Annotated in this window: 23 protein-coding genes and 1 tRNA gene; 4 read left to right on the plus strand and 20 right to left on the minus strand. The window is 63.4% G+C overall.

Annotated features, from left to right (window positions below; translation table 11 throughout):
• Position 1: 1 nt before the first annotated feature.
• Positions 2-77, plus strand: a tRNA-Asn gene (locus F6X61_RS18840).
• A 266-nt stretch (positions 78-343) separates the two neighbouring features.
• Positions 344-1,600, plus strand: a complete 1,257-nt coding sequence (locus tag F6X61_RS18845; RefSeq protein ID WP_153787896.1) for a nucleoside deaminase — start codon at positions 344-346, stop codon at positions 1,598-1,600.
• 22 nt (positions 1,601-1,622) lie between these two features.
• Here the strand turns inward: F6X61_RS18845 and F6X61_RS18850 are convergent, their stop codons facing one another.
• The 5 genes from F6X61_RS18850 to F6X61_RS18870 all read right to left on the minus strand — a co-directional run bounded on the left by F6X61_RS18850 (position 1,623) and on the right by F6X61_RS18870 (position 5,121).
• Entirely contained in the window at positions 1,623-2,045 is a 423-nt protein-coding gene (locus F6X61_RS18850) for a cupin domain-containing protein (RefSeq protein ID WP_153787897.1), read from the minus strand.
• 98 nt (positions 2,046-2,143) lie between these two features.
• Positions 2,144-2,704, minus strand: coding sequence for a DUF1285 domain-containing protein (locus tag F6X61_RS18855; RefSeq protein WP_153787898.1), 561 nt, complete (start codon positions 2,702-2,704; stop codon positions 2,144-2,146).
• Positions 2,705-2,715: 11 nt separating this feature from the next.
• Entirely contained in the window at positions 2,716-3,321 is a 606-nt protein-coding gene (locus tag F6X61_RS18860; protein ID WP_153787899.1) for a DUF4823 domain-containing protein, read from the minus strand.
• Between the two features lie 66 nt (positions 3,322-3,387).
• Positions 3,388-4,356, minus strand: coding sequence for a GTP 3',8-cyclase MoaA (locus tag F6X61_RS18865; RefSeq protein WP_153787900.1), 969 nt, complete (start codon positions 4,354-4,356; stop codon positions 3,388-3,390).
• Positions 4,357-4,485: 129 nt separating this feature from the next.
• Entirely contained in the window at positions 4,486-5,121 is a 636-nt protein-coding gene (locus F6X61_RS18870; RefSeq protein ID WP_110995672.1) for a TetR/AcrR family transcriptional regulator, read from the minus strand.
• Positions 5,122-5,194: 73 nt separating this feature from the next.
• On the opposite strand from F6X61_RS18870, the gene F6X61_RS18875 reads away from it, so the two are divergent.
• Positions 5,195-6,328 carry an aminotransferase class V-fold PLP-dependent enzyme gene (locus tag F6X61_RS18875; protein WP_153787901.1) on the plus strand — a complete coding sequence of 378 codons (1,134 nt, stop codon included), beginning with the start codon at positions 5,195-5,197 and terminating at the stop codon, positions 6,326-6,328.
• A 238-nt stretch (positions 6,329-6,566) separates the two neighbouring features.
• On the opposite strand, the gene F6X61_RS18880 is transcribed toward F6X61_RS18875, so the two are convergent.
• The 12 genes from F6X61_RS18880 to F6X61_RS18935 form a co-directional block, all read right to left on the minus strand.
• Complete coding sequence (locus tag F6X61_RS18880) at positions 6,567-7,349, minus strand: TatD family hydrolase (RefSeq protein ID WP_153787902.1); 783 nt, start codon at positions 7,347-7,349, stop codon at positions 6,567-6,569.
• A gap of 30 nt (positions 7,350-7,379) precedes the next feature.
• Positions 7,380-8,366: a DNA polymerase III subunit delta' gene (locus F6X61_RS18885; protein WP_153787903.1), complete on the minus strand. Its 987-nt coding sequence runs from the start codon at positions 8,364-8,366 to the stop codon at positions 7,380-7,382.
• Positions 8,359-8,991: a dTMP kinase gene (gene tmk, locus F6X61_RS18890; RefSeq protein ID WP_153787904.1), complete on the minus strand. Its 633-nt coding sequence runs from the start codon at positions 8,989-8,991 to the stop codon at positions 8,359-8,361. Before tmk ends, F6X61_RS18885 begins: the two co-directional genes overlap by 8 nt.
• 9 nt (positions 8,992-9,000) lie before the next feature.
• Positions 9,001-10,170, minus strand: coding sequence for an endolytic transglycosylase MltG (mltG, locus tag F6X61_RS18895; RefSeq protein WP_153787905.1), 1,170 nt, complete (start codon positions 10,168-10,170; stop codon positions 9,001-9,003).
• Positions 10,171-10,173: 3 nt separating this feature from the next.
• The gene (gene pabC / locus F6X61_RS18900; RefSeq protein WP_153787906.1) at positions 10,174-10,989 is read right to left on the minus strand and encodes an aminodeoxychorismate lyase; all 816 of its coding nucleotides are present in this window, start codon (positions 10,987-10,989) and stop codon (positions 10,174-10,176) included.
• Positions 10,989-12,233 carry a beta-ketoacyl-ACP synthase II gene (gene fabF, locus F6X61_RS18905; RefSeq protein WP_110995679.1) on the minus strand — a complete coding sequence of 415 codons (1,245 nt, stop codon included), beginning with the start codon at positions 12,231-12,233 and terminating at the stop codon, positions 10,989-10,991. Before fabF ends, pabC begins: the two co-directional genes overlap by 1 nt.
• A 174-nt stretch (positions 12,234-12,407) precedes the next feature.
• A complete protein-coding gene (gene acpP, locus F6X61_RS18910; RefSeq protein ID WP_153787907.1) occupies positions 12,408-12,644 on the minus strand; it encodes an acyl carrier protein in 237 nt (78 codons plus the stop codon).
• A 204-nt stretch (positions 12,645-12,848) separates the two neighbouring features.
• Positions 12,849-13,589: a 3-oxoacyl-ACP reductase FabG gene (gene fabG, locus F6X61_RS18915; protein WP_153787908.1), complete on the minus strand. Its 741-nt coding sequence runs from the start codon at positions 13,587-13,589 to the stop codon at positions 12,849-12,851.
• Between the two features lie 16 nt (positions 13,590-13,605).
• Positions 13,606-14,544, minus strand: coding sequence for an ACP S-malonyltransferase (fabD, locus tag F6X61_RS18920; protein ID WP_153787909.1), 939 nt, complete (start codon positions 14,542-14,544; stop codon positions 13,606-13,608).
• Positions 14,545-14,730: 186 nt separating this feature from the next.
• The gene (plsX, locus tag F6X61_RS18925) at positions 14,731-15,741 is read right to left on the minus strand and encodes a phosphate acyltransferase PlsX (RefSeq protein WP_125463228.1); all 1,011 of its coding nucleotides are present in this window, start codon (positions 15,739-15,741) and stop codon (positions 14,731-14,733) included.
• A gap of 3 nt (positions 15,742-15,744) precedes the next feature.
• Positions 15,745-15,927: a 50S ribosomal protein L32 gene (gene rpmF, locus F6X61_RS18930; RefSeq protein WP_008096416.1), complete on the minus strand. Its 183-nt coding sequence runs from the start codon at positions 15,925-15,927 to the stop codon at positions 15,745-15,747.
• Positions 15,928-15,940: 13 nt separating this feature from the next.
• Positions 15,941-16,468 (minus strand): YceD family protein, encoded by a 528-nt coding sequence (locus tag F6X61_RS18935; RefSeq protein ID WP_153787910.1) that lies wholly within the window; start codon positions 16,466-16,468, stop codon positions 15,941-15,943.
• 95 nt (positions 16,469-16,563) lie between these two features.
• On the opposite strand from F6X61_RS18935, the gene F6X61_RS18940 reads away from it, so the two are divergent.
• Entirely contained in the window at positions 16,564-17,142 is a 579-nt protein-coding gene (locus F6X61_RS18940) for a nucleoside triphosphate pyrophosphatase (protein WP_153787911.1), read from the plus strand.
• An 85-nt stretch (positions 17,143-17,227) separates the two neighbouring features.
• On the opposite strand, the gene sppA is transcribed toward F6X61_RS18940, so the two are convergent.
• From sppA to rluC, 3 genes are read right to left on the minus strand one after another with little or no spacing between them, the layout of a single operon-like run.
• Positions 17,228-18,211 (minus strand): signal peptide peptidase SppA, encoded by a 984-nt coding sequence (gene sppA / locus F6X61_RS18945; protein ID WP_153787912.1) that lies wholly within the window; start codon positions 18,209-18,211, stop codon positions 17,228-17,230.
• A 2-nt stretch (positions 18,212-18,213) separates the two neighbouring features.
• Complete coding sequence (locus tag F6X61_RS18950) at positions 18,214-18,894, minus strand: HAD family hydrolase (RefSeq protein WP_153787913.1); 681 nt, start codon at positions 18,892-18,894, stop codon at positions 18,214-18,216.
• 3 nt (positions 18,895-18,897) lie between these two features.
• Positions 18,898-19,854, minus strand: a complete 957-nt coding sequence (gene rluC, locus F6X61_RS18955; RefSeq protein WP_125463224.1) for a 23S rRNA pseudouridine(955/2504/2580) synthase RluC — start codon at positions 19,852-19,854, stop codon at positions 18,898-18,900.
• Positions 19,855-20,616 lie beyond the last annotated feature (762 nt).

Genomic DNA, 20,616 nt, shown 5'->3' on the forward strand with positions numbered 1-20,616 from the left:
TTCCGCGATAGCTCAGTCGGTAGAGCAAATGACTGTTAATCATTGGGTCCCTGGTTCGAGTCCAGGTCGCGGAGCCAAACAGCGTTGCAAAGATTGTCTCCACAGTCTTTGAACACCCGAAGAACCCGCCTCCTGGCGGGTTTTTTCGTTTTGGCGTGTAGCTGCCTGCAATCGTGTGAACGCTCCTGATGGCCGGCCCAATTCAGCTTGCCTGTGGCAACGCCTGCACTGCCTCGCCAACCAGGCAGGCACTGCAGGTTCTTTTACCCACGCCCCTTGTTTTCCAATTGCCCTGAACTATCGTCTGCATGCGCATCCGGCGCCTCAACGACAGGGAGTCAATATGGACACCAAGCAGACCGCCCAAAATGCCCAGCAAGCGGTGGAACTCGTTGCCAACCAGGCCATTCTGGCCAGCCAACAAGGCACCTTCGCAGTTGGTGGCTGCATCATCGACAACGCCACCGGCAACGTGCTCGCCGCCCTGCACAACAATGTGCTGATGCCCTACCCCGGCAGTGCCGCACAACCGCCGTTCCTGCCCCACGACCCGACCGCCCACGGCGAACGACAGCTGGTGGACTGGTACTTCGCCAACCGCGAACGCCTGGGCCTGCCAGCGCCGGAAAAGCTGACCGTGGTGACCACCCTCGACCCCTGCGCCATGTGCGCCGGCTCGCTGCTGACTGCCGGCTTCAACGTGGCGGTCAGCGCCATCGACACTTATGCGGGGATCAACTTCAACAGCCAGTTCGATTTCCCCAGCCTGCCACCTGCCGTACGCCAGAAGGCGCAGGCCAGTTGGGGCTACTATGCGGTTGCCGCGCCGATCAACCGTCCCTATCAGGGCGCAGGCAGCGGGCCGGTCTATGCCGGCTGCGGTATCGATGCCGCAGCCTTCAGCCTCACCGGTTCGATCTTCGACGCCAGCGTGTCCAATGTGCGTGACGCCAGCAACAACAGTGGCCTGCCACCTGACCAGTTGCGCAACCCGAGCTCGCTGCCCGCCGACAGCAAAGTCCGCCAGGCCCTGGCCGCTCTGAGTCCCTGGAGCCTCAGGGTCAGCAGCGCCAACCCGCGCATGCCCGGGCAGGAACTGGCCCGCCCACTGATCGAAACCGCCCGGCAGGCCGACACCATGAACGCCGTGGCCTTGCTCGACCCGTTCGGCAACCTGTTGGCTTGCCTGGGGGGCGTGGAGAAGCAGTCGCCAATCCGCACCGCGTTCATGGAGACCACGCGTGGCTATGCCGAACTGCGCTGGAAACTGATGAACGACAACGACCCTGCTGTACGCGCCCAGGCCAAGCAATGCCTCACGCACCCCAAATACGGCACCTTCGTGTTCCTGTATATCCCTGACCCGGCGACCAGCCAGGCGGTGATGACCTTTGGCGCCTACGGCTCGACCATGGAAGGGCCGGTACCGCAGTCATTCCCCTCCAACTTGCAGTATGTGCTACTGCCTGCCGGCGTCAGTGCCCAGGCCGTGGCGCAACTGGCGCAGAACCTGCCGCCCTTCTATACCCAGAGCGTCCAGGTGGCACCCTGCCAAGTGCTGGACACGGCCCTGATCAGCGCCGTGCAGCGCGAGCTGTAGCCACGACGCCCTGCCGGGCGACTCATTGGGACAGGGGTTCGGTCACTGGCCGCCCCTCGTCCACCAGGCTCCACACCAGCAGCTTGGCCGGCGCGGTCTTGCTGGCGTTGCTCGATACACTGTGCACGGTGCCGGGCGCTTCGTACCAGAACTCGCCGGCCTTGTAGGTTTTCTGCGGCTCGTCGTTGAGCTTCGAGACGACCGCGCCTTCCAATACATAAGCCATGACCGCGCCTGGGTGCTGATGGGCGGGCGATGCCTGGCCCGGCGCATAGCTGACGGTGAGCATCACCGCTTTCTTGCCCGGGGCATTAGTGGGCAATTGCTCCTGAAGAATCTTCACCTGGTCGGGATGCTGCGCGTCACCATGGGCCCAGGCAGGCACGTTGGCGCCCAACAAGCCGAGGGCGACAAACACGCTGAGGGAAAGACGGGTAATGCTCATGAACGGAATCTCCTGATTGGCTGTGGCCCTCAGGTTATGCCCCGCCCGCTACAGGAGAAACGGCCAATCCGCGGAAAAAGCGGGAGGCCGATTTTCGCTCAGGCGTCGCGCCCGATCGGGTAGAACTGGCCATGGCTCCAAACCCCGAGCCACTGCTCACCCTCGATGGTCTGTGGCACCGCCAGCTCCACCAACTGGTAGAACACGTTGCGGTGAATCAGCGCCTCGAGGTTGCCACGCATGAGCACATAGGGTGCGGGCTCCTGGGTAACCGGGTCGATCATAACCCGCAGCGGGTTGGCCGGGCCGGCTTCGACCTGGTCGTCGACGTTGCTGGTGAAGCGCAGCACCTGCTGCTCTGCACTACCCTGCACATCCAGCAGCACCGCAACGAAGGGCGCGTCGTCAACGCGAATACCGACTTTTTCCACCGGCGTGACCAGGAAGTAGTCGTCGCCATCGCGGCGAATGATGGTGGAAAACAGCCGGACCATCGGTTTGCGCCCGATCGGCGTGCCCAGGTAGTACCAGGTGCCGTCACGGGCGATGCGCATGTCGATGTCGCCGCAAAAATCCGGGTTCCACAGATGCACCGGCGGCAGCCCCTTGTGTGCGGGGATCTGCGCCAGGAGATCGTTGGCCTTGCCGGAGTCGGTCATATCACGCTCGCTTACTTGCTCATGCCCAGGAGGCTACGAGCGTACTCGCGCATGGGCGCGGCAAGCAAATCCTGCGGCGAATTGTCGTGGAACGTCAACAAACCGCCACGGCTCTTGATGCGCGCGGTATCGATCAGGTAGCGGGTGCTGGTCTCGATCAACATCATCTGCACCACGCCAGTGTCCCAGCCCAGGCGGTCGATGGCCTGTTCGTCATACCATTCATCGCCATTGCCGATACGGTCATCGGTGCGGGCGAAGCGGGTGTACAGCACGTAATCGGCGCCGACCGAACGGGCTTCGGCGATTGCGTCTTCCAGGCCGAGCGGGCCCTGGGCACGGCGCACCAGCGGGAAATATTCGATGAAACTCTTGAACGCTTCCTCGGCCACGGCGTTCTGGCGCGGCTGTGGCCCCTTGCCCGGCGGCATGAACGCACCCTGGCCAATGAAGATGAACGAATCGGGTTGCAGGCGGATGGACAGGGTACGGGTGGTGTTGCTGTGATCCAGCAGGCCCACATCGCTCATCTGATCACGGACCTCTTCCCCCATGTCGCTGACTTTCATGCAACCGCCCAACGCCATCAGCGCCAGCAGCAAGACCAGGCTACGCATCTTTCCTCCAGAGGCCGGTGACGAAAAACCGGCGAATAGCCGCCAGATGCAGCTTTTGCGCCAGAGTCAGCCGCCGATCACCTTCATCACCATCACATCGCCGGAGAACGCCTGGTCCTGCTTGTCCGCCAGTGCCTTCACCAGCAAGCGCTGCAACGCTGGCAGGGCCTGGTGACGCGGCTTGTCCAGCAGGTCGCCGACAAAGTGACGGTTGCTTGAGGACAAGCATCCATGCAACCAGCCGGTGGACGACAAGCGCAGCCGCGAGCAGGCGCGACAGAACGGTACGCTCTCGTTGGCGATCACCCCGAAGTGTCCTTTGCCGGGTATGCGGTAACGCAGCGCGGTTGCATCCACCGGGCGCTGCGCCTGCTCGAACTCATGGGCTTCGCCGATCAGCTCGAGCAGTTGCTCAAGCCCCACGAACTGCTGCAGGAAGGCATTGCGGTCACGGGCCAGGTGGCCCATGCGCATCAGCTCGATGAAGCGCAGCTCGTAGCCCTGCTGCAGGCAGTAGTCGAGCAGCGGCAATACCTGATCGAGGTTTTGCCCACGCATGGGCACCATGTTGACCTTGATCGCCATGCCGGCAGCGCTGGCCTGGGCCATGCCGTCGAGCACACTGGCCAGATCGCCGCCACGGGCGATGCGGCGGAAGGCCAGAGGGTCCAAGGTATCGAGGGAAACATTGAGCCTGCGGATGCCGGCAGCACGCAGCAGTGGCAGTTTGCGGGCAAGCAGTTGGCCATTGGTGGTGAGGCTGATGTCTTCCAGCCCGAGCCCGGCCACCGCCGTCAGGAAGCCCTCGAGCCGCGGGCTGACCAGCGGCTCGCCGCCCGTGATGCGCAAGCGCTCGACACCCGCGGCCTCGACCAGATAGGCCACGCCGCGCCCCAGCGCCTCGGCCCCCAACTCGTCCTGCGCCGCCACCAGGCGCTTGCCATCGGGTACGCAGTAGGTGCAGGCGTAGTTGCAAGCTGCAGTCAGGCTGACGCGCAGGTTGCGAAAGCGCCTGCCTTGACGATCGACGATCATGGGTGACTCCGGCATGGAAGAAACGGACCGGCGAAACCTGACTCATAAATCAGGTTTTTGCAAGTCTTCCTGTCGAAGGCAGAATCGCGCGATGCTCACCAAAGGCCGGCAAGCACCGCTCGGGCCGCTTCAGTTCGCGGTTTCTGGGTCGCGCTTGCGCTTGTTGCCCATGCGCACGCCGATGTCCATGAGGAACTGGAAGAAGCCTTCCTGATCTTCCAGCACGTTGCTCCAGAACGGCGAGTGGTACAGCGCCACCGCACCGTGGACCAGCGCCCACGCCGCGCAATAGTGGAAGTACGGCGGCACGTCCTCGAGTTTGCCTTCGCTGATGCGGCCCTTGATCAGCTGCGTCAGGCGGTCGAAGTTGGAGGCACGGATGCTGTGCAACTGCTCGACCATTTCCGGCACCTGGTTGCCCTTGACCACCTTCTCTTCCAGGCGATCGAACAACCGGTAGCGCTGCGGGTCGCGCATGCGGAACTCGAAGTAGGCGCGCGACAGCGCCTCTTTGTCACGGTCGACGTCAGCGGAATGCAGCAGCTCGTTCAGGTCACGCTCATAGTCGAGCATCAGGCGCAGGTAGATCTCCGCCTTGGACTTGAAGTGCTTGTAGATCGTGCCTTTGCCGATGCCCACGGCGTCGGCGATCATCTCGACGGTGACACTGTCTTCACCCTGTTCGAGAAACAGCTTGAGCGCCGTATCGAGGATTTCCTGCTCGCGGCGGCGAAATTCACGGACCTTACGAGGTTCTTTGTGCATAGGTAGGACTAGGATGACAATCGAAGCGGATTATTATGCCTAACTGGCGGTAAATTGCACGGATCTTCCAAGCATGTCTGTGTTTCTTGATGAGTTCGAGCAGGCTCCGGGCCTGTGTTACCTGAACCACGCGGCCATCGCTCCGTGGCCGCGCCGGGCCACTGAGGCCGTGGCGCGCTTCGCCCGTGACAACCTGCAGCGCGGCGCCAGCGACTACCCGGCCTGGCTGGCCACCGAACGGCGCCTGCGCGAACGCCTGGCGCGCCTGCTCAACGCGCCGAGCACAGGCGACATCGCCTTGGTCGGCAACACCTCGCACGCCCTGTCATTGGTGGCGTTCGGCCTCGACTGGCAAGCGGGCGACCAGGTGATCATCAGCGACGAAGAATTCCCCTCCAACCGCGTGGTCTGGCAGGCACTGGCGGATCAAGGCGTCGATGTGATCGAAACCAGCCTGGCCGGAGATGACCCAGAGGCTGCACTGCTCCAGGCCTGTGGCCCGCGCACCCGGCTGCTGGCGGTCAGTGCCGTGCAGTTCGCCAGCGGCCTGCGCCTGGACCTGGCCCGCCTGGGCCAGGGCTGCCGCGAACGAGGCGTGTTGTTTTGCGTCGATGCCATCCAGCAGATTGGCGCCCTGCCCTTCGACGTGCAGCACTACCAGTGCGATTTCGCCATGGCCGACGGCCACAAGTGGATGCTCGGCCCCGAGGGCCTGGGGGTGTTCTACTGCCGCAGCGCCCTGCGCAGTCAATTGAAACTGCACGCCTACGGCTGGCACATGCTCGAACAGTTGGGCGACTTCGAGCGCCGCACCTGGCAACCGGCACGCAGTGCCAGGCGCTTCGAGCCGGGCAGCCCGAACATGCTCGGCACCTGTGCACTGGAGGCCAGCTTGTCGTTGCTGGAAGAGCTCGGCATGCAAGTGATTGCAGAGCAACTCGGCCATCGCGTCGAGCAACTGCACCAAGGGCTGGCGGCGATCCCGGGTGTGCAACTGCACAGCCCGGCAGAACCTGGACGCCGCGCAGGCATCGTCAATTTCACTGTGGCTGGCCGCGCCAATGCCGACATTTATCGAGCGCTGAGCACCCAGCAGGTGATCTGCGCGCTGCGCGGGCCTGGTGTACGTTTTTCCCCACACTTCTATACCGATGAGCGCCTGATCGACGAAGCGCTGCGGCTGGTCAGGCACATCGCCATGCACTGATCGCCCAAGCGACCGTCGACGTATTCCAAATCTGTTTAAAAAACGATCAGCGAGCGCTGGCAGGGCGCCAATCCTGGCCAATACTTGAAGTGTTGGCGCGGCGCATCCCCCCCAAGTGGCGCGCCGATAAAGGTGCCCAGGGACCGCGTACCTTTGTTTTACTCCTAATGGTCTTAACCCGGATTCCCCCCCCAGAACCCGGGTTTTTTTTGCCCGGGCGCCAGCGGCGAACTGCGGATCAGGCCACCCGAGCCAGCGGGAACAAGCGCTTGAAGTTGGCGGTGGTCTGCTCGGCCAACTGCTCATAGCTGGCCCCGCGCAGCGAGGCGACATATTCGGCCACTTCCCGCACGTACTGCGGCAGGTTCGGCTTGCCGCGGTGCGGGATCGGCGCCAGGTACGGCGAATCGGTCTCCACCAGCAGGCGATCGACCGGCACCTGCCGGGCGACCTCGCGCAGGGCATCGGCGTTGCGGAAAGTCACGATGCCGGACAACGAGATGTAATAACCCAGGTCCAGCGCGGCCTTGGCCATCGGCCAATCTTCGGTGAAACAGTGCAGCACCCCGGCCTGGGGCAGGCTGGCTTCGCGCAGCAGGGCCAGGGTGTCCTCGCGGGCCGCACGGGTATGCACGATCACCGGCTTGCCAGTCTGCCGCGAAGCCTCCAGGTGCAGACGGAAGGAGGCCTGCTGCAGCTCGGCGGCTTCGGGCTCGTAGTGATAATCCAGGCCGGTCTCGCCGATGGCCACCACATGCGGGTGGGCCAGTTCGCGCAGCAGCCACTCCAGGGCCGGGGTTTCACCCGGCGCCAGATCCAGCGGATGCACCCCCACCGAACAATCGACGTCGGCGTACTGCTCGCTGAGCGCCTTGACCGCGCCGGCGTTCTCGGCGCTGACGCCGATGCACAGGAAATGCCCGACACCGCGCTCACGCGCGGCCTGCAGGGCGGCATCGAGGGAACCCTGATGGGCGCTGAGGTCAAGACGGTCGAGGTGGCAATGGGAATCTACGAGCATGGGAACACACACATGAATGAACGGTAGGGATCAGCGCATGCCCGGCAGCTGCACCCAATGGGCGAGCAAGGCTTCGAGCAGCAGCACACGGTTGAGGTTGGCCTTGCCCAGCACTTTCTGGCGCTGCTCGAGGATCCACGCCTGGACCTCCAGCACCTTGGCCTGGCGGCTCTTCTGCGCCAGGTACTGCAGCACCTTGCGCATGTCGGCCAAGCCCAGCCCGTCCTCGTCCTGGGTCAGCTGATAGCGCAGGATCAGGTGCGACCAGTCGCAGAACCAGTCGAACAACAACAGCAACGGCACGTTGTTCCAGGCCTCGGCCAGCTGGCTGGGCGACTGCTGCTGCTTGAGCAGCTTCTTCACTCCCTCGGTGACCAGCGCGCGCTGTTCGCGCACGCCCTTCGCCTGCAGGCTGACGGCCATCAGCGGCGAGCCGGCGGCCAGTGTCAGCAGCTCCTCGCGCTCGTCTTCGGCGCTGTCGGCAAGGGCATCGGCCAGCCAGGCACGGCTCTGGGCCAGGCTCGGCTTCGGGCAGGTGACCTGCTGGCAACGGCTCTTGATGGTGGGCAGCAAGCGGCTGGGCTGGTGGCTGACCAACAGCAGCACGGTATCGCCGGAAGGCTCCTCAAGGCTCTTGAGCAGGGCATTGGACGCGTTGATGTTCATCGCCTCCACCGGTTCGATCAGCACCACCTTGCGCCCGCCCTGCTGGGCCGTCTGCACGATGAACGACACCAGGTCGCGAACCTGGTCGACCTTGATCGGCTTGTCGGCTTCTTCTGGCTCCAGCACGAAGTTGTCCGGATGGCTGCCGGCCTTGAGCAGCAGGCACGCCTTGCACTGCCCGCAGGCATCCAGCCCCTGGGGCGTCTGGCACAACAGCCGTGCCATCAGACGCTCGGCCAGGGCACGCTTGCCGATACCCTGGGGCCCATGCAGCAGGTAGGCGTGGGCATGCTGACTGCGCCCGGCCAGTTGCTGCCAGAGCGCCTGCTGCCAGGGGTAGGCCTCAGCCACGGCAACGCTCCAGAAGGCCCGGCAGCAGCGCATCGATCGCACGCTGCACCGCCTCCAGCGGCTGAGCGGCATCCAGCAGGCTGTAGCGCTGCGGCTGCTGGGCGGCGCGCTGCAGGTAGGCCTGGCGCACCGCCTCGAAGAAGGCCTGGCCCTCCTGCTCGAAGCGATCCAGCCGGCCACGGGCAGCAGCACGGGCCAGGCCGACTTCGACTGGCAGGTCGAAGACCAGGGTCAGGTCCGGGCGCAGCTCGCCCTGGACGAAGGATTCGAGGATGGCGATACGCTCCACCGACAAGCCACGGCCGCCGCCCTGATAGGCGTAGGTAGCGTCGGTGAAGCGATCGCAGAGCACCACGGCGCCTCGTGCCAGGGCCGGACGGATCACTTCTGCCAGGTGCTGGGCTCGGGCAGCGAACATCAGCAGCAACTCGGTATCGGCCGCCATGGGCTCGTCGCTGGGTGCCAGCAGCAGCTCGCGGATGCGCTCGGCCAGTGGCGTGCCACCGGGTTCGCGGGTCATCACCACATCGACACCCTGCTCACGCAGGCGCGCCGCCAGGTAGTCGCGGTTGGTGCTCTTGCCCGCGCCTTCGGGGCCTTCCAGGGTGATAAACAAACCGCTCACGGGTGTTCCTTACTGTTTTTCAGGTGACGGCGCCTCGGCCGGCACGGATTCATCGGTAGGCGCGCCAGCGTCGCTTTCGGCCGGGGCTGCCTCGGCAGGGGCCTCCTGGTCGGGCGCCGGCTGCTCGCCTGCCCCCGGCTGCGCCGCAGGTGCGGGGCTGGAGCGATAGTCTGCCCGCCGCTTGAGCTGGAACTCACGCACAGCGCTGTTGTGGTCGTCCAGGTCATCGGAGAACACATGGCTGCCATCGCCACGGGCGACGAAATACAGGCTGCTGCCATCGCTGGGGTTGAGCGCGGCATGGATCGCCTCGCGGCCGACCATGGCGATCGGGGTCGGCGGCAGGCCGCTGATGGTGTAGGTGTTGTAAGGCGTCGGTTCGCGCAGGTCAGCCCGGGTGATCTTGCCGTTGTAGCGCTCGCCCATGCCGTAGATCACGGTTGGGTCGGTCTGCAGCATCATCCCCAGGCGCAGCCGGCGCACGAACACCCCGGCGATCTGGTTACGCTCCTGCGGAATGCCGGTTTCCTTCTCCACCAGCGAGGCCATGATCAGCGCCTGGTAAGGGTCGCGATACGGCAGGTCGGTAGTGCGCTCAGCCCACTCCTTGGCCAGCACTTCGTCCAGGCGCATGTAGGCCTGCTGCAACAGTTCGACATCGGTCATGCCGCGCACGAAGCGGTACGTATCTGGGAAGAATCGGCCCTCGGGGAAGACGCCGGTGTGACCGAGCTTGTCCATCACCTGCGCGTCGCTCAGGTCATCGAGGGTGTGCTTGATCTTTTCGTGCCTGGCCACAGCGGCACGCACCTGGCGGAAGGTCCAGCCCTCGACCAGGGTGAGGTTGTACTGCACCACATCGCCGCGCTGCCAGGCATCGAACAACTGCCCCACGGTCATGCCGGGGGTCAGGCGGTATTCACCGGTATGCAACGGAGTGCCGGCCATGTTGAAGCGCCAGTAAAGGCGCAGCCAGAGCGCATCGTCGAGCAGCCCCTCGCCTTCCATGCGGTAGAACATGCGATTGGGCGTGGTGCCGCCAGGCACATCGAGCAGGCGCTCCTGTGCCACTTGCAGGGGCTGCTCCAGGACCGAGTTGATCTTCCAGGCAGCCCAGCCCAATGCCAGGCCGGCGAGGATCAAACCCATTTCCAGCAGCAGCAGGAATTTGCGTCTCACGAATCAGGTATCCAGTAACGTACGGGCAACGGCCTGCAGTTTACGGGTGAGTGGGCCTGCCGGCCAGTTCAGTGCAGCGAATTCACGCACGGGCCAGATCCCGTAGACACTGTTGCAGACAAACACCTCGTCGGCCTGCTGCAGGTCTTCCAGCGTCAGGTCGCGCACCAAGGCGGCAAGCCCCGACAACGGCGCCTGTTCGAGCAATGCGCCACGCATCACGCCAGCCACGCCACAACGGCTCAGGTCAGCGGTCATCAGCACCTTGCCACGCACCAGGAACAGGTTGCTGTACACCCCTTCGATCACTCGCCCTTGGCTGTCGCGCATCAAGCCTTCGGCATAGGCACTGTCCTGCCATTCGGCACGGGCCAGCACCTGCTCCAGGCGGTTGAGGTGTTTGAGTCCGGCCAGCAGCGGTTGTTCCGCCAGCCGTGTCTGGCAGGGAAACAGCCGCACACCCAGTTCGGCGTGCTGTGCGGGATAGACGGGCAAAGGGCTGCCCTGAAGAATGCGTCGCGCCTGGGCACCGGGCGCCGGGGCATAACCGCGCTGGCTGTCGCCACGGGTGAGGATCAGCTTGGCGACGCCCTCCCCCAGCAACTGAGCGAATTGCAACAGTTCGTTGCGAAGCAGCATCAGGTCAACGTCGATCGCCAGGCGCTGGCAACCCAGTGCCAGGCGGTCGAGATGTCGGGTCAGCAGGCTGGGCTTGCCGCCATGCACGGCAATGGTCTCGAACAGACCATCACCGTAGGCCAGGCCGCGATTGTGCAGATTGACCGCAGTCGCTTCCTGGCCATCGATCCAGCAGTGCATCAGTCGGCGAACCGGCGGAACACCAGCGAACCGTTGGTCCCGCCGAAGCCGAACGAGTTGGACAGCACCACGTCGATCGGCATGCTACGCGCCTGGTGTGGCACGAAGTCCAGGTCACAACCTTCGTCCGGCTCGTCCAGGTTGATGGTCGGCGGCGCCATCTGGCTGTTGATTGCCAGCACGCTGAAGATCGCCTCTACCGCACCAGCGGCACCCAGCAGGTGGCCGGTCATCGACTTGGTCGAGCTGACGGCCAGCTTGTAGGCATGCTCGCCGAACACACGCTTGATCGCCGCCACCTCGGCGATATCGCCAGCAGGGGTCGACGTGCCGTGGGCATTGATGTAGCTGACCGCTTGCGGCTCGATGCCCGCATCGCGCAAGGCGTTGGCCATGCAGCGCGCAGCACCTTCACCCGAGTCGGGTGGCGAGGTCATGTGGTAGGCGTCGCCGCTCATGCCAAAGCCGACCAGCTCGGCATAGATGGTTGCACCACGCGCCTTGGCGTGCTCCAGCTCTTCGAGCACCAGGGCACCGGCACCGTCGGACAGCACGAAACCATCACGGCCCTTGTCCCACGGACGGCTGGCGCGGGTCGGTTCATCGTTGCGGGTCGATAGCGCGCGCGAGGCCCCGAAGCCACCCATGCCCAGGCCACAGGCGGCCATTTCGGCACCGCCGGCAATCATCACGTCCGCTTCACCGTAGGCGATATTGCGCGCGGCCATGCCGATGCAATGGGTGCCCGTGGTGCAGGCGGTGGCGATCGCGTAGTTCGGCCCCTGCAGGCCCAGGTGGATCGACAGGAAGCCCGAGATCATGTTGATGATCGAGCCCGGCACGAAGAACGGCGAAATGCGGCGCGGGCCCTGCTCGTGCAGGGTTCGGCTGGTTTCTTCGATGTTGGTCAGGCCGCCGATCCCCGAGCCCATGGCCACGCCAATGCGCTCACGGTTGGCATCGGTGACCTCCAGGCCGGCATTGCGCACCGCCTGGAAACCGGCTGCCAGGCCGTATTGAATGAACAGGTCGAGTTTGCGAGCTTCCTTGGCCGACAGGTACTGCTCGACCTCGAAGCCCTTCACCGAGCCGCCAAAACGGGTGGAGTAGGCAGACAGATCCGTGTGTTCGATCGGACCAATGCCACTGCGGCCAGCCAGAATGCCCTGCCAGGTGCTCGGTACATCGGTACCCAGTGGCGACAGCATACCCATACCGGTGACCACGACGCGTCTACGCGACACAGTACTCTCCTTTTCAAATAACAGAGTTTCTTGCCATTGCATTCAAGGCAATGGAATGAAATGGCAACAAGCTCTGAAAGCTCGCGGCTCGACACTGGCGCCTTGCAAAGAAAAAACCGCACGCCAGCGAAGGCAGTGCGGTTTTCCCCGACAAGAAGCGTCGACTAGAACGTCTTAACCCTGGTGGGCGTTGACGTAGTCGATGGCAGCTTGAACGGTAGTGATCTTCTCGGCTTCTTCGTCAGGGATTTCGGTCTCGAATTCCTCTTCCAGAGCCATCACCAGCTCAACGGTGTCAAGCGAGTCGGCACCCAGGTCTTCAACGAAGGAAGATTCGTTTTTGACTTCATCTTCCTTGACGCCCAGTTGCTCGGCGACGATTTTCTTGACGCGTTCTTCGATGGTGCTCATACCTAGTTTTCACTCCTAATGGACATATGTCAGGCAGCTGGCCGGTGACCAAGTTTATAGAAAGACGCCTGCTTTTCAAGCGGAACACGCCTTCAGCTAAGTCACCCAACCCTCTGCCCGGAATCTGGTTGCAGCTTTATAACGGATTTTAAGCTCGGAGTATGACTCTTTTTTGAAGCAATCCGTCACATCGCGTTGCAGTTTTTACATGTACATCCCGCCGTTCACCGGCACGGTGGCGCCAGTGACATAGGCCGCGCCGTCGGAGGCCAGGAACGAAACCACCTTCGCGATTTCGTCGGCCTGCCCCAGGCGGCCCAGCGGAATTTCTTTCTGCAGGGCTTCGCGCTGTGCTTCCGGCAGCTCACGGGTCATGTCGGTGTCGATGAAGCCCGGGGTGACCGAGTTGACGGTGATGCCACGCGAACCCACTTCACGGGCCAGTGCGCGGCTGAAGCCTTCCAGGCCGGCCTTGGCGGCCGCATAGTTGGCCTGCCCTGCGTTACCCATGGCACCGACGACCGAGCCGATGCTGATGATACGACCCCAACGGGCCTTGGTCATGCCGCGCAGTACGCCCTTGGACAGACGGTAGAGGCTGTTGAGATTGGTGTCGATCACGTCGAACCACTCGTCGTCCTTCATGCGCAGCATGAGGTTGTCGCGGGTGATGCCAGCGTTGTTGACCAGGATCGCCGGGGCGCCGAACTGCTCGCCGATGGCGTTCAGCACCGCATTCACGGACTCTGCGTTGGTCACGTTCAGTTCCATGCCGGTACCGGCAACACCGTGCTCCTTGAGGGTGGCGGCGATGCGCTCGGCACCGGAGGCCGAAGTGGCGGTGCCGATGACGATGGCGCCCTGGCGGCCAAGCTCAAGGGCGATGGCCTGGCCAATGCCACGGCTGGCGCCGGTAACCAGTGCAACTTTACCTTGCAGGCTCATGCAAGCGTCTCCAGATTCAGGCCAGCGCCGCACGGGTGGCGGCGACGGCGTCAGGGGTATTGAGGTTGTAGGTGGTCACACCGTCGGCGCAACGCTTGTTCAGACCAGCCAGCACCTTGCCCGGGCCGCACTCGACCAGGTTCACGGCGCCGCGCTCGGCCAAGGCCTGCACGCATTCGACCCAGCGCACAGGCTGGTACAGCTGTGCCAGCAGGTCCTGCTTGAGTACATCGAGGTCGGCGGCGATGGCGGCGGTGACGTTCTGCACAACCGGAATCTGCGGGGCCTTCCAGTCGATGGCGTTGACGAACTCGGCGAAGCGCTCGGCAGCGGGCTTCATCAGCGCACAGTGCGACGGCACGCTGACCGCCAGCGGCAGGGCACGCTTGGCGCCGGCCTCTTTGCACAGCGCCATGGCGCGATCGACCGCAGCCTTGTTACCGGCAATCACCACCTGGCCCGGCGAGTTGAAGTTCACCGCACTGACCACTTCATCTTCAGCGGCCTTGGCGCAGAGATCGACCACGACAGCATCGTCCAGGCCCAGGATGGCAGCCATGGCGCCATGACCGGCCGGCACGGCTTCCTGCATCAGCTGGCCACGGCGCTCGACCAGGCGAACGGCGTCCTTGAGCGACAGGCTGCCGGCAGCGACCAGGGCGCTGTACTCACCCAGGCTGTGACCCGAAACGAAGGCCGGCTGCGCGCCGCCCTCTTCCAGCCACAGACGCCACAGGGCGATGGAGGCGGTCAGGATGGCCGGCTGAGTCTTGTCGGTTTGGTTGAGTTGTTCTTCCGGACCTTCCTGGACCAGCTTCCACAGGTCGTAGCCCAGAGCCTCGGAAGCTTCCTTGAAGGTTTCGACGATTACCGGCTTTTCAGCGCCGAGCTCGGCGAGCATGCCCAGCGATTGGGAACCTTGACCGGGAAAGACGAATGCGAGGGATGCAGACATTGAACAAGCCCTTATGATCTTGTCGTCGGATAGGGTGCGCCGGGCCACAGGCCGAGCGCGAAATCTGAAAGCTTGGATGGAGCAGCGGACCAAGCGGTCACATTTAAGCACTTCATGGGCGATATGCCCAAAGTCTTTGTTTTTCCAGTCACGTCCTCATTGCGAGGCAAGCTCGCCCCCGCGCACTCAGGGCAACAGGTCTTCGAGGCGCCCGTGCAGGCGCTGCGGCAGGTTTTCCTGGATCTCGATCAGCGCACGCTGGATGGCGCTCTGGAAACCCTGCACACCCGCCGAACCATGGCTCTTGATGACGATACCCTGGAGCCCGAGGAAGCTTGCGCCATTGTGCCGCGCCGGCGCCAGGTCGGCCTGCAGGCGCTTGAGCAATGGCATGGCCATGGCCCCGGCAGCCCGCGCCAGCACGCCACCACGGAACAACGCCTCGATTCGCGCAGCGATCATGGTCGCCAGGCCTTCGCTGGACTTGAGCAGGATGTTGCCGACAAAACCGTCGCACACCACTACGTCCGCCTCGCCGCGGTACAGGCCGTCACCCTCGACAAAGCCGATGTAGTTCAGGCCACGTGCGTTCTGCAACAAGCTGGCGGCCAGCTTGACCTGCTGGTTGCCCTTGATGTCTTCGGTGCCGATATTGAGCAGCGCCACCCGCGGGCGATGAACTCCAAGCGCCTGGGCAGCCACCGAGCCCATCACCGCAAATTGGTAGAGGTTTTCGGCACTGCAGTCGACATTGGCACCCAGGTCGAGCAACTGACAGTAGCCCGCCTGGGTCGGGATCGCCGCCACCATCGCCGGGCGATCGATACCGGGCAAGGTCTTGAGCACGAAACGCGACAACGCCATTAGCGCGCCGGTATTGCCGGCACTGACGCAGGCCTGGGCCTTGCCGTCCCGCACCAGTTCGAGGGCGATGCGCATCGACGAGTCGGGCTTGCCGCGCAACGCCTGCGACGGCCGCTCGTCCATGCCCACCACTTCACTGGCCGCAACAATCTGCAGGCGCGCGCGATCCGCAGCCGATTGGCCGCTGACAAGCTCTTCAAGAAGGGAGGGTTGACCGACGAGGGTCAGGTGCAGCGAGGGAGTAGCCGAAAGGCAGGCTAGGCTAGCCTGGACAATGCTGCGGGGACCGAAGTCCCCGCCCATTGCGTCGATCGCGATGATCTGAGCGGACAAGGATTACTCGTCAGCGCCCTTGTCGATCACTTTGCGACCACGGTATACGCCTTCTGGCGAAACGTGGTGACGCAGGTGTACTTCACCGGTGCTCTTCTCTACCGACAGGGCGTTTTCCGACAGGGCGTCGTGCGAACGGCGCATGTCACGGGCAGAGCGGGATTTTTTGTTCTGCTGAACAGCCATAATTGATTAACTCCTAAACGTTTGGGTCACGCTTTAACTGCGCCAATACACTGAACGGGTTGGACCGCGTTACCTCGTCCTTGCTCGGTTCGGGCTCATCTGCGCCCGCCGGCTGCTGGCATTCTTCCGGATGATGAGCAGGCACGATCGGCAGGGCAAGCAGCAGCTCTTCCTCGATCAAGGCCTGCAGATCCAAAGGATCTTCGCCCAGTTCCAGCACGTCATAGCCTTTCGGCAACGACTGGGTATTCGCACCCTCCTTCACCACGGCGTAAGTAGATTCGCTGTGGATTGGAAGGGTGACCAGCTCAAGACAACGCTGGCAAACCATTTTGACTTCGACGTCCAGCTCGCTGTGGATAACCACAACTTTCTGTTCGTCTCGTTCAAAATCGAACTTCGCCTGCACCATACCGACAGTGTCGGAAAGCGGGTCGCAGAGTCTTTCCAAATCAGCGAGTTGCAGCGAACCACTCAGGGTTACGCCTCGATCGGCTAATTTGCGCGGGTCAACGTGAGGTGGAATCGGGTCATTCAACATAGGCGCAGCATTCTAGGGATGCACCCCCTCCCTGTCAAAGGAAATTCGGCACATCTCGCATGTTAGAATTCGGGGCAATTGACCAGGAGTCTATCATGCTTCCTCTGTTACTGGCTTCCAGCTCCCCCTACCGGCGCGAACTGCTCTCCCGCCTGCGCCTGCCCTTCAGCTGGGCAAGCCCCGATCTAGACGAGCAGCGGCTGGCCGATGAGCCCGCCGTCGAACTGGTTCGTCGCCTGGCCCGGCAAAAAGCCGAAGCGCTCGCGGGCCGCCACCCAGGCCACCTGATCATCGGCTCCGACCAGATGGCGGTGCTCGGCGAGCAGATTCTCGGCAAACCTCACACCTTCGAACGCGCCTGCGAGCAACTGCTGGAAGCGAGCGGCAAGCAGGTCACCTTCCTCACCGGCCTGGCACTGCTCAACAGCGCCACCGGCCAGTGCCAGGTCGATTGCGTGCCGTTCACGGTGACCATGCGCGAGCTGGATCGGGAGCGTGTGGAGCGTTACGTGCAGGCCGAGCAGCCACTGGATTGCGCGGGCAGCTTCAAAGCGGAGGGGTTGGGGGTGAGCCTGTTCCAGAGCACCCACGGCTGCGACGCCACGAGCCTGATCGGGCTGCCGCTGATTCGTTTGGTGGATATGCTGCACAAGGAAGGCGTGCAGGTGCCTTGAGAACGCATCGAGGGGCAAGCCCGCCCCCACAGGATAATCCGTGGGAGCGGGCTTGCCCCGCGATGAATGTCACGCCGATTTCAGCTCAACGCAACGAAGGCCCCTGGAAGCCCATGTACAGGGCCAACCGCTCGGCCACACTGGCACCGATACGCTTGGAGAAACGATCGAACGGCGACTCTTGCACTGTGAAATCCACCAACTCCTGCTCGCCAATGATTTCGCGAGCCACATAGCTGGCACTGCCCAAGCCATCCACCAGGCCCAGCTCCTTGGCCTGCTCGCCAGACCAGATCAAACCACTGAACAACTCAGGATGATCCTTGTCCTTCAGGCGCTCGCCCCGCCCCTGCTTGACCATGGCGATGAACTGGCGATGCGTGGTATCCAGCACCCCCTGCCAGAACGCGGTCTCTTCCGGCTTCTGCGGCGAGAACGGATCAAGGAAGGCCTTGTGCTCACCCGCGGTGTAGGTGCGACGCTCAACGCCCAGCTTGTCCATGGTGCCGACGAAGCCATAACCGGCGGCCGTCACGCCAATGGAGCCAACGAGGCTGGCCTTGTCGGCATAGATTTCATCAGCGGCACTGGCGATGTAATAAGCGCCGGAGGCACCCAGATCGGTAATCACCGCATACAGCTTGATGGCCGGGTATTCGGCGCGCAGGCGGCGAATTTCGTCATAGATGTAGCCCGACTGCACCGGGCTGCCGCCCGGACTGTTGATACGCAGCACCACACCCTTGGTTTTCGCGTCCTTGAACGCCTCACGCAGGCTCTTGACGATATTGTCGGCGCTGGCCGGCTCCTGATCGGCGATCATCCCGCGCACCTCGACCAGCGCCGTATGGCTGGCACCGCGTGACGCGGCCTTGTCCACATCCAGCAGCGGCGTGAACAGGACCAACATGCCGAACAGGTAGACGAAGGTCAGCAACTTGAAAAAGATGCCCCAACGCCGCGCCCGACGCTGCTCCTGGACGCCCGCCAGCAGCGTCTTCTCCAGCAGCTTCCAGCTCTTGCGTTCTTCGTTGTCTTCGGACTCGGGGGCCTTCCACTCGTCAGTCATGCTCACCTACCCTGGAAATTGAGTTGCGCGCCATTCGCCAGCCATTCGCGCAATTGAGAGAAATGCTCGATGCACACTTGCGGCCCGAACTCGGCCAGGGCCTGCAGCGGCATCGCGCCATAGCCGACCGCCACCGAGTGCATGCCCGCATTGCTGGCCATCTGCAGGTCGAATGCCGAATCGCCGACCATCAGCGCCCGCCCGGGCTCGACCTGACAATGGGCGAGGATCTCTTCGAGCATCAACGGGTGCGGCTTGCCTCGGGTCTCGTCGGCGCCGCGAGTGATATCGAAGTAGCTCTCCCAGCCGTTGGCCTTGAGCACCCGATCCAGGCCGCGACGCGCCTTGCCGGTGGCCACCGCCAGGCGATAGCCCTCGGCACGGAATGCCTCGAGGGATTCGACCACCCCCTCGAACAGCGGCGAAGGCTGCTGATCCAGCGCCATGTAGACATCGGCGTAATGCTGACGAAAAGCTTGTACCTGCACGATATCCAGGTGCGGATACAGCGTGGCGATCGCCTCGTCCAATGCCAGGCCGATGATGCCCTTGATGGCCTCATCACTGCTGGGCGCTTCACCGGCGCGCCCGGCCGCCACATTCATGGCCTCGACGATGCGCCCGATGGAGTCGGCCAAGGTGCCGTCCCAGTCGAAGATCAGCAGCTCATAACGCTTGGTCATAGGTCAGGTCGCGCTCAGGCGCTCCACGGTCTTGGCCCACACTTCGTCCACCGGCGCCTCGAGCTTGAGCTCACCACCGTCAGGCAGCGGCACCGTGAGTTGATAGGCGTGCAGGAACAGGCGCTTGCCGCCCAGCTCACGGATCTCGCGACTGAAATCTTCATCGCCGTACTTGCTGTCCCCGGCGATCATGTGCCCGGCATGCAGGGTGTGCACGCGAATCTGGTGGGTGCGACCGGTAATCGGCCGAGCCTCGACGATGGTGGCGAATTCGCCGAAACGGCGCAGCACACGGAACATGGTCAACGCCTCCTTGCCTTCGTCATTCACCTCGACCATGCGCTCGCCCGAGCGCAGATTGCTCTTGAGCAACGGCGCGCTGACCTGCTTCTTGGCGGTCGGCCAATGGCCGCGCACCAGCGCCATGTAGCGCTTGTCCACGCCATCGCCGCGCAGGGCGGCATGCAGGTGGCGCAGCATGCTGCGCTTCTTGGCGATCATCAGCAGGCCGGAAGTGTCGCGATCCAGGCGATGCACCAGCTCCAGCTCCTTGGCGTCAGGGCGCAACTGGCGCAGCGCCTCGATCACCCCGAAACTCAAACCACTGCCGCCATGCACGGCAATGCCGGATGGCTTGTTCATCACGATCAGCGCCTTGTCTTCGTAGACGATGGCGGCTTCCAGGCGCTGCAGCAGCCCTTGGGCCACAGGCGCCGGCTCGTCGCGCTCAGGCAGGCGCACAGGCGGCACGCGGACGATATCGCCAGCCTGCAGCTTGTATTCCGGCTTGATCCGCCCTTTGTTGACCCGCACCTCACCCTTGCGCAGGATGCGGTAGACCAAGGTCTTGGGCACGCCCTTGAGGGCCGTGATGAGGAAATTGTCGATGCGTTGGCCGGCAAGCTCCGGCGCGACTTCGATCAGCTGTACGCCGGAAGTCGGAGGGGTATTGGTCGTCATGGCGGGATCATAACAATTTTTTATGGAATTGAAGCACTTAATCATAACTGCTATAGTCGCGAACGCCGCCAAAAGCGGCAGGCCAGTGATACCAGGCTCTACGCCGGTTCCTGACCTTCGCAATTCTCCAGGACGCGAGGCCGTCCTACGGGGTTTTCGCCAGTTTAAACAAATGCCTGGAATCGCCACCAGCGCTGTGTAGAGAAGACCGAAGAAAAACGACAAGCGCGGTGCTCCACCTGCTTACCGAACCTTTTTCGCCGCACCTCTGCCCGCCAGTCGCTTCCACGCAACGCCCGGCGAATGCTTCGGAAATACCTGCCTTGGACATGAATGGCGCCAGCGCGGTACCCGCGCTGGCGAAAAATGCAACCCGTTGCGGATTCAGCGCGCGGCAGCACCCGAATTATCAGGGATACGTGCAGGGTGGAGATGCACAGCCCTCGGACCGTGTAGCACCGCGTCCGGCCACCGCCCCACTGAACGGGCGATGAGCGGATAAGGTCCTGAACAGACGCTCTAGCGGCGTCCACGGCTGACGGTTGATTCCTCCTCCTGTCATGAGTGCACGAGGCCTGTCTGGTTGATTCGGCTATCGATGAACGTCGATTCGAACACCCAAGGGGCTCGTTGACACCACAGCGAACAGGACGCGTCGTCGCGACAACGGCAGGCTGGGCAACCGGCTGGTGCCGAACGTTGCTCGACACGGGGGTGGCCCGCCACCCTTTGCGCACCTTGGCACCGACCCCGATACGTCGT

The sequence above is a fragment of the Pseudomonas sp. EMN2 genome (assembly GCF_009650555.1).
In the GTDB taxonomy this organism is placed as follows: Bacteria; Pseudomonadota; Gammaproteobacteria; order Pseudomonadales; family Pseudomonadaceae; genus Aquipseudomonas; species Aquipseudomonas sichuanensis.